The sequence below is a fragment of the Myxococcales bacterium genome, assembly GCA_022563535.1.
Classification (GTDB): domain Bacteria; phylum Myxococcota_A; class UBA9160; order UBA9160; family UBA4427; genus DUBZ01.
Window position 1 is genome coordinate 1 of the sequence record JADFNE010000111.1, and the last position, 8,508, is coordinate 8,508.

The 8,508-nt window shown below is 60.0% G+C and carries 8 protein-coding genes; 2 read left to right on the forward strand and 6 right to left on the reverse strand.

Annotation, left to right across the window (positions count from 1 at the left end; translation table 11 throughout):
* The 6 genes from IH881_19355 to IH881_19380 form a co-directional block, all read right to left on the reverse strand.
* Nucleotides 1-343 (reverse strand): efflux RND transporter permease subunit (locus IH881_19355; protein MCH7869859.1); only part of this gene is annotated, 343 nt, incomplete at its 3' end.
* A 1-nt stretch (nt 344) separates the two neighbouring features.
* Entirely contained in the window at nt 345-1,859 is a 1,515-nt protein-coding gene (locus tag IH881_19360) for an efflux RND transporter periplasmic adaptor subunit (GenBank protein MCH7869860.1), read from the reverse strand.
* Between the two features lie 2 nt (nt 1,860-1,861).
* A complete protein-coding gene (locus tag IH881_19365) occupies nt 1,862-3,217 on the reverse strand; it encodes a TolC family protein (GenBank protein ID MCH7869861.1) in 1,356 nt (451 codons plus the stop codon).
* Between the two features lie 563 nt (nt 3,218-3,780).
* Entirely contained in the window at nt 3,781-4,707 is a 927-nt protein-coding gene (locus tag IH881_19370; GenBank protein MCH7869862.1) for an NAD-dependent epimerase/dehydratase family protein, read from the reverse strand.
* 14 nt (nt 4,708-4,721) lie between these two features.
* Complete coding sequence (locus IH881_19375; protein MCH7869863.1) at nt 4,722-5,504, reverse strand: acyltransferase family protein; 783 nt, start codon at nt 5,502-5,504, stop codon at nt 4,722-4,724.
* Nucleotides 5,501-5,929: a pyridoxamine 5'-phosphate oxidase family protein gene (locus IH881_19380; protein MCH7869864.1), complete on the reverse strand. Its 429-nt coding sequence runs from the start codon at nt 5,927-5,929 to the stop codon at nt 5,501-5,503. The genes IH881_19375 and IH881_19380 overlap by 4 nt, the downstream gene beginning before the upstream one ends.
* Before the next feature lie 1,142 nt (nt 5,930-7,071).
* On the opposite strand from IH881_19380, the gene IH881_19385 reads away from it, so the two are divergent.
* The gene (locus IH881_19385; protein ID MCH7869865.1) at nt 7,072-7,971 is read left to right on the forward strand and encodes a ferritin-like domain-containing protein; all 900 of its coding nucleotides are present in this window, start codon (nt 7,072-7,074) and stop codon (nt 7,969-7,971) included.
* Between the two features lie 53 nt (nt 7,972-8,024).
* The gene (locus tag IH881_19390) at nt 8,025-8,363 is read left to right on the forward strand and encodes a hypothetical protein (GenBank protein ID MCH7869866.1); all 339 of its coding nucleotides are present in this window, start codon (nt 8,025-8,027) and stop codon (nt 8,361-8,363) included.
* The last annotated feature ends 145 nt before the right edge of the window (nt 8,364-8,508 follow it).

Genomic DNA, 8,508 nt, shown 5'->3' on the forward strand with positions numbered 1-8,508 from the left:
CCTGGAAGATCACGAAGATCGACGAAAATCCGAAGTACGAAGCCGAGCGGATCGTCTTGACGCCGGGGACGCCCAGCAGCGCCACGGTCAGCGGATAGGAGACCTGGTCTTCAATGTCCTGGGGAGAACGGCCCGTCCACTCGGTGAAGATGATCTGCTGGTTCTCGCCGGTATCTGGAATCGCGTCGACGGGCACCGGATCTCGTGGTAATCCGACATCCCAGTCGAAGGGCGCGTTGGCAAAACCCAAGGCGAGGAACAACACTGCGAGAAGGGTGACGATGAGCGTGTTGTCGAGACACGCGCCGATCAGCCGGCCGATGAGGGTGCGACGAGGATCCACCTCACATTCCCATCAGAGCGTGCGGATCAGTCGTGGCCTCACTGCCCTCGGGATTCATCATGCTGGGTTTCGCCTGGATCTGGATCGATGCATCGATCTTGAAGGCGCCGTGCTTCACGACGCTTTCGCCTTCTTCCAGGCCGTGCAACACGATGTACGTGTCGCCAGCGCGCGGTCCCAAGTGGATCTCTCTGGCTTCGTACGATGTGGAATCGTCGGCTTCTAGGGTGGCCACATAGACGATGGCTCGCGTCCCCGTGATGAGGGCCGCCGTGGTCGGGATGACTAGGGGGGGCGGACCGGAGGTCTCGTAGCCCAGCGTCTTTGCTTTCACGAGTTGCATGCCGCAGATCGGGCAGGTACCCGCCTCTTCGCGAACAATCTCGGGATGCATCGGACCGATCCATTTCCCAACGAGCGACGGCTCGAAGACCTTACCGTCCGCGCGCAGATGCACTCGCACCCGGGCCCTCACGAACATTTCGGGCTTGAGGCGCCCCTCTGCGTTGTCGACGTTCAAGCGAATCTGTGTCGTTCGCGTCACGGGGTCGACCACGGGAGACACGAACGCAATCCGCCCCTCGAAGCGATCTCCCGGAAGCGCCGGAACTTCGAATTCAACGGCCTGTCCCACCAGAAGCCACGAGAGCTGGCTCTCGTAGGCGACCATCACCAGCCACAGCTCGCTGAGATCGGCGATGCGCAGGATCGTGTCCCCTTCACGCACATAGGACCCCTCGTCGACAGCACGCTCGATCACGACGCCTGAAACCGGTGAATAGACGGTAAGATGGTCACTTGGTCGCCCTACTCGCTCAAGCTTCCGAATCTGTTCCGCGGAGAAACCCCAGAGCCGAAAACGCTCGCGGGACGCCTCCAGCGTGGCACGGGCGGTAGCCGCCAGCGTCGAAGAGCCCTGCTTCGATCGTCGGACCGTTCGCGCCGCCTCAATCAGATCCTGCTGGGATGCCAACAGGTCCGGGCCATAGAGTTCCCCAAGGTGATCGCCCACCTTGACGGTCACTCCCACGTAGTCGATGTAGAGTCGGTCGATGCGCCCCGGCAGCCAGGCCGAAATGGTGCGCACCCGGGTCTCGTCGAAGGCCAGCTTGCCGGCAAGGCGCAGGTCGAGCGTCACTGGTCTCCGCTCGACCCGAGCCGTCTGCACGCGCGCCAGCGCTGCGGCGTAGGGCGAGAGCTTCAGCGCATTGCCGCTCACTTGGGTGGAGCCGGTCGTGACGGGGATCAGCTCCATTCCGCAGATGGGGCAGTTGCCCGGCTCCGGAAGGTTGATGTGCGGGTGCATGGCACACGTGTAGGCTTCGGCCTCCTCGTGCTCGTGTGCGGTAGACGTCGAACGCGGATCGGTGTCCCCCCCGTTCTCCGTCGGCGCACAACTACACCCTACCACTGTAAGCGCCAGAGCCGCCATCAGCGTCGCTGTCGCTGCGACAAGCTTCGACAGGGATCGTCCATTGCCTCGAAACCGGCTCTCATCTCGACTCTCGCTCGGCATGATCAAACTCCTCCGACGAGGGCACGGACCCTCGCCGCGGCGATGAAGGCATCGGACCGAGCACGCTCGAGCGCCAAAGCAAATTCCAGCAGCGTCCGTTGGGCGTCGATGAGATCGATCAAGGCAGCCCGTCCGCTGCGGTAGCTCGCCGTTGTGCTTTCCAGGTTCTCGCGCGACTTGGGCACAATTTCGTCCCGATAGAGTACTTGGCGGCGCTGTGCGTCGCGCAGATTGAAGAGGACGTCGTCGAGCTCTGCTTCGAGCGCGAGGCGGTGACCACGTACATCCTGGATTGCAGCGCGCTGGCTCGCGGCTGCCGATTCGACACCCGCTGCGTAGGCTCCCCACCAGATCGGCACCGAAAAGCCAAGCTGCGGCACGACCGCGTCCTTCCCGCTGTCCGCAGGGGGCATGGCTGCTTCACTTTCACCTATCAACGTGTACGCAAGGCCGACACGAAAATCTGGCAGGTAACGGGTGCGGGCACGATCGACCTCGATGCGCGCACTATCGGCGCGGTGGCTCAGCGCCACCAACTCGGGATTTTGCTCCTGCAGACGGGTACGCAGCTCCTCATCGGGAGGCAGAGGAGCGATCTCTTGAAGCTCTTCGGGAATCGAGACCGGGGACCTGAGATCCGCCCCGACGAGCGCGAGCAGTCGCGTTACGAGTGGGCGGCGGCGCTTGTGGAGTCGGGTGAGGTCGTCCTCAAGAATCCCCAGCTCGATCTGGGCGCGGGCAATATCGCGATAACTGAGCAGCGATGACGTATACCGCGCGCGCGCCGATCGTTCCCACTGACGAACGAGTTCCACGTTGTCGCTGGTGATTTCAATCCGCTTGCCGAGGAAGTAGAGCTCGCCCCAGATCGACCGGATCTGGACCCGAAGATCCAGGCGCAGGGACTCGGCTTCGGCAAAGGCTGTCTGCGCGGCCAGCGCACGTGCATCGCCGGCTAGGCTGAGCTTGGAAAGCCACGGTATCCGCTGCTCGAACGCGAATCGGGCCTGCTGCGGCCCCACGCGGGTTTCGACCTCCCGGGCGAAGATGCCGAGACCGAGGGTCGGATCGGGCAGCGCTCGCACGAGCGCGATCGCGCTCACCTGGCTGCGCCAGCGTTCGTAGGCCGCGCGCAGAATTGGTGAGCTCTCGAACGCGAATCGCTCGAGGTCTGCCAGCCCGGGCTCGGCGGGCAGCACGGAGTTGACTTGCTCAACAGGCCTTCGCGCCACCCAGTCGTCGAGCTGTGCCAAGGCCACGCGCTCGCTGGCGGTCGCACAGCCAAGCGCCAGGACAGTGGCCAAACCCATGAGCGCGGTGGCGGTGACGACTGATGTCCGGATTACCGTGTTTCGCATCACCCCCCCTCGCGCCCTTCCCATACCAGGCTAGCCGGGAAGCAATCAGAAGTCAGTGCGCGCCGAAGAAGACGCAACCCAGTGAAGTCTACCGTGCCGCCTGAATTGAGTCATCTGGCTCATCTGACACGCTTGACCGCCGGTGGATTCTAACCTCCTGAAAGGACCTTGAGTTACCAACGTGAGGGTCGCCAGTTCGAATCTGGTCTCGTGCTCCACTAAAGATAAGCCCCGGCAGGTTGTTAGCTTGCTGGGGCTTTTCTGTGTCTGGGGTTTGACACCATTTTTGACGCCAGTTTTTGGTGCTACCGTGGAGCAGAGGGAGGAGATGGGTAGATAATACAAATGTCTTGTCCTGAAAATGTCGATCGATCGCAGCTGCGAATCGAGTTCTGTCGGGGCTTGGCCCTCTGGGGCGTCGATGCACGAATAGCGACCTGCTGCCCCGTCCCTATTCATGCACCAACGCCCTATAAGTACAACCTGTCGAGGATGTCAATTGCGTTGAGAAACATCAGATAGTCGATTGCCTACGCGCCTTGGAAGGGAGAGTGGGCCCGCATTTAACGCCGTAGCACTGCAGCGCAATCCAATTGATCGGCACTGGGCTTGAAACCTGCGGACTCGAGCTTGTGGGTATCGATGGCGTGACCGAAGCGAAGCCGGGCAAGCAGACCATTGGCGATGTGCGGAAGTCCAAGCGACTCGGCGATCGGGGCAAGAGGGCCGGCTTCAATCGGTGGCAGCCAAATGCTCCTGCGGTGGATGCTGCATAGAAAATCGCTGAAGCGGATCACGCCTCGCGAAGCCACGTTGTAGATCCCCGCCAATTCGCGGTCGGCCGCAAAGATCACCGCGTCCACCGCGTCCCCGATGTGCAGGAACTGGAGGACCGGGTCATGGCCGATGACCGCCGGCACCAGTTCCAGATCAAAATGCGCCGAAAGCGGTCCGCGTACGTCTTTGCCGATCAATTCCTGAAGGCGCAGAATCGCCACGTTCAAGTGCGAGACACGGCGTGCTACGGCCGAAGCGTACTCTTCTGCTTCGACTATTGAAGTATCGGACGCCACTTCGTCGGCCACTGTTTTGCTAGCCTCGTGGTTTAGCAGCGGTCTCGTGCTGTTCACCGGATACACCGCGCTCGATGAAAGAACGACCCAGGACCGAACTGGGGACTTCGCATGGCCAACGGCCGCTCCCAATCGCATGGTCCCGATGACATCAGCCGCACTGGGTTTGCAACAGGCGCCGGTACGATCCGGGGCCAGGTTGCACTGGATCACCGTGTCAATTTCGTAGTCTCGGAGGTGCTTGAGCTGTCGTCGGTGGTCGGACTCGAACGCGACCAACTCGATCTCCTGGGGCCAGTTCGAATTCATTGCAGGCTCGACTCCCACCAGACGCTCAATCTCTGGGCGATGGGATAGTAATTCGGCAAGTCGGTTTGCCAACGGACTCGATACCCCGTCAATCAAGACGTTCTTCATGATTGATTACTCCGTCAACCTCTCCAGATACTCTTGCGGTTGTGCACCAGGATGTTGAGAGCTTCTTGCATGCTTGCGCGAATGTCTTCGGCCCGATCCATTACGAGGCTGCGGGAATAGGTACCGAGGTTGGGTGGTTCGTCCCATTGCATCGGCGGTAGTACCCGCCCCCGAATCTTTACCGGGAAGGGTGCGAAGATCCCGAGAATCGGACCCAACATTAAGCTGTTGAGTGTGAGCGGGAAGTCGTAGCCCGCGACTCGCAGCTGTGCCACGGCCGGAGTCGCATCTTCGGTGCCAACCAACACGATGGGTACAATGGGAACTCCAGCGCGCATCGCGGTTTCGACAAATCCCCCGCGCCCGAATCGCTGAAGTCGATATCGTTCCGATGGGGGTTTGAGCGGACCCTTTGCGCCCTCGGGAAATACTACTACCAGGTATTGATCCTCCTGCAGCAGTCGATGGGCGTTGTCGGGATGTCCCACCACGGCCCCATTGCGTTCGAGGGTTGATCCAAAGAATGGGAACTTGAAGAATCCGTGATGGGCGAGCATGTAGACCTTGCGGCCAACTTCTTCCTCGATCCCCACCTGGATGATGCCGCCGTCCACCGGAAGCATGCCTGCGTGATTCGAGACCAACAGCGCACCACCGGTGCGCGGCACATTCTCGAGTCCCTCCCACTCCACGCGAAACCAGGAGTGGTAGGCCCTGCGAAAGATTGATTGTAAAAGCGACTCGTCCGCCGAGCGACCCCATCGGTTGAGTTCTGGCACAGCGGCTGAATCCATCATCGGTTACCTCGACCCGGTGGTATCCTGCGCCCGCTCGTCTGCGACATGGACAGCCCGACGAAGCGATCCTTGCGCCCCGACGCCCAGGGTCTCAAGGGAAGTGCCAGGTTATGTTGATCGGTGGCCAGTTGGGAGAGTTTCCCGGTTACGAACACGCTCCAGCCGGTGTGCTCGAGCCCGTCGATGCCGAATATTTGAAATGAGGCAGGAAGGCCGTGGTGTCCCGCCTCCAGGATTTGACCTTCTCCCGTGCGGATGACGAGCGAGCGGCCGTCGATCGTGTAGTTCACCGTACGGAGTTCGGGGGCCCCGATCGACGGCAAGCCGAGGCATCCAACGCTTCCCTCATGCAGGAGTCGAAAGCACTCATGTATGTCCAGGATCTCGATCCCATTTTGGAATTCACGCATTGAAGATTCTTGCATGACGACCTCCCGGCGCGGACCGTGGTTTCAATCTTCGGAAAAGCCGGAAGAAAGCCACGCTCGCTCTAGCTTCAGCGTGCTTCGCGTCGCATCCTTCGTCGCGATCTGCGGTATGTCCATCTCCCCACCTTGAAGGAGCGCTCGACCTCTTCGATGGTCGGCAACGGTCTCCCACCTCGCAGGACACACTGTACGCATCCTACGCAACGCTCGTAGGGTTGGATGGGCGATTGCATCGCAACATCCTCGCCAGCAAGCACTCGCACAATCAGCTCCGCAAGGGAGTGCGAATCGACCCCGTCCTCCCGCAGAAAACATTTGGGTTGGGTGCACGTTTCGAAGGGCTGCATTGTCGTGGCTTCTCCACCTCTCGCTCCGAACATCATTCGGTGCGACATTCCAGTCGACCCCAATTATTTCCCTGCAATGACCGTGCCATTGAGCCGACCCCCTCGACGTCAAACTGAACAGCTCTGACTTGTCGTTCGCCTTCCCCTCGCGACACCTCGCCCCACAGAATGAGATTTCCGTGACACAAGGCCACAGACGCTTCAGGTCGAGTTCGGTGTCGCGCACTCTTCTTCTTGAAGAGCAAGTCACCGAGTCACTTGGAAGGTCGGTAGTCAGTTCAGCATCGCGACCAGCTCGCGGCGACGGGAGGGCGCAGGTGTAATGGGCTTATGGAGCGGGGCACTTTGTCCAACACCTGGGGCTCTATGCCTCGCGAAGGAACGTTGCGGTTCGTTTGAGTCGGCAGTGTGACGGACGGGTCGTACAACGGGCCCACTGTCCTGTCTTGAAAATGAAGGACGAATAGCGAGCCACTCGACGCGAACGTCGGATCGCTCCCCGAAATGTTGATTCCGCGGATTGATATCCCTCGCGCGGGATTCCGGCGCGGCCCAGAGTATGGAACCTGAGCAATTGCGTCGCACTGGGCCGGCCGAAGCAGTCATCACGCCACACTCTATTGACGAATCCCATCCCAGGTCGCGTCACGTGCACGACAGCGACGGCACGGCATTTGCAACTATTTCATCTCACCGCCCGAATCACGCGTTCTTGGTCGAGGAGAATCGATCTCGACATATTGACCAAGTCAAGACAATGGCGAACCAAGGACACAAAAGGAGGGACGAGCCGTGGCCGACTTTCTGACCGCATACTCGATCCAGAATTGGCTCGAGTCCTGTCCGCAGGGCTATCTCAACAATACCGAGTTCGGGCATCGACCGGGCGAGAAGGAACCGGGGTTGATTGATCAAAATCCCGTGCTCAAGGAAGATGCCATTCGCACCACTGTGCAGCTCGTCGTGGGTGAGCGGGCTGCCCTCGCGGCATCTTCGGGCCTGATCAATGCGGCCCCCGATTATCCGAGCAAGAGCTTTCTTGCGACCCAGACCCTGGATGAAGCGCGGCATGTCGAGATCTTTACCCAGCGACTCTACGACCTGGGTGTCAAGAAGAACGAGTTGGAGGCCACGATAAGCCAGCTGGCGAATCCCCACCTAGTGAAGTTTGCCGAGATCTTGCTTGAAAAAGTAGACAAGGGAGATTTTGTGGCAGGAGTGGTCGGTCAGAATATCGTGCTCGAAGGACTCGCGTTCAGCACTTTCGAGATGATGTATGCCGCCAACCGGGAAACCAACCCGAAGTTTGCCCATACGCTGCGTGGAACGATCGCGGACGAGCGGCGACACGTTGGCTTCGGAGAGAATCGCATCGGCTCTCTGATTCGCGAACAGCCAGAAAAAAAGCCAGAAGTACAGAAAATGCAGAGGGACATGACCTATCACATGCTGGCCACTTTCGCGGACTCGTTTCGCTTGCAGGGACAGGCGATGGTCGAAGGTAGGCGACTCGCCCAGGCAAAAGCGGCCAGGTCTGGAGCTTCGCCCGGGAACCAGATCTGGCACGGAACAGATTTGGCCAGCGCCGACCCATCCCAGATGGAAGCCGTCCTGTCGAATACGGTCGTCAAGGAATTCAAGATTCGTCTGGAGCGAATTGGTCTCGAATACCAGGCTCCTCAAATGCACTGACCTGAGAGTGTATCTGCCGGCGCCCTGGCGTCGACACGGAGGCCGAGCCGATCATGTCTGTGGAATCGATCAAAGTCCACACGCGAGAGCACGAGGCATTCTTCAACGAAGTGCACTCGTTTGAGTTCTGGCCCCAGTCGGTCAATGGGTATCTGAGGGATCGCCCGCATGGTGTCTCGCCGGACACGCCGATCCCCAATCTCGATGAGCAGGAATCCGAAGCGCTCGTCGTAGCCCTTTCGACCGATTGCGTGGGGGAAGTGGCGGCCCTCGAGGAAGCCAGCGACATGATCGGCTTTGCGCCGAGCCAATACGCCGGCCACGGTCTGTCTACCTGCAAAGCTCGGCTGCTCAAGTTCATAGAGACAAAGGATTGGGAGGTTTTGTGCTGAAGAACGACACGGGCTTCGATGAAGTTCCAGTCAAGTACCGTCGCTTTTATCGCCACTGGCTGGGTCGTGGAGATCTACTGGCTGAGAACGAGGTCGTGTGCCCGGTTTGCGGGGTTGTGATTCGATCCAATCGCGAATTTCGACC

Excerpts from the sequence above, each read along its gene's own strand:
- IH881_19360 (MCH7869860.1), bottom strand. The coding sequence starts at position 1,859 with ATGCCGAGCGAGAGTCGAGATGAGAGCCGGTTTCGAGGCAATGGACGA.
- IH881_19365 (MCH7869861.1), bottom strand. The coding sequence starts at position 3,217 with ATGCGAAACACGGTAATCCGGACATCAGTCGTCACCGCCACCGCGCTC.
- IH881_19370 (MCH7869862.1), bottom strand. The coding sequence starts at position 4,707 with ATGAAGAACGTCTTGATTGACGGGGTATCGAGTCCGTTGGCAAACCGA.
- IH881_19375 (MCH7869863.1), bottom strand. The coding sequence starts at position 5,504 with ATGATGGATTCAGCCGCTGTGCCAGAACTCAACCGATGGGGTCGCTCG.
- IH881_19380 (MCH7869864.1), bottom strand. The coding sequence starts at position 5,929 with ATGCAAGAATCTTCAATGCGTGAATTCCAAAATGGGATCGAGATCCTG.
- IH881_19390 (MCH7869866.1), top strand. The coding sequence starts at position 8,025 with ATGTCTGTGGAATCGATCAAAGTCCACACGCGAGAGCACGAGGCATTC.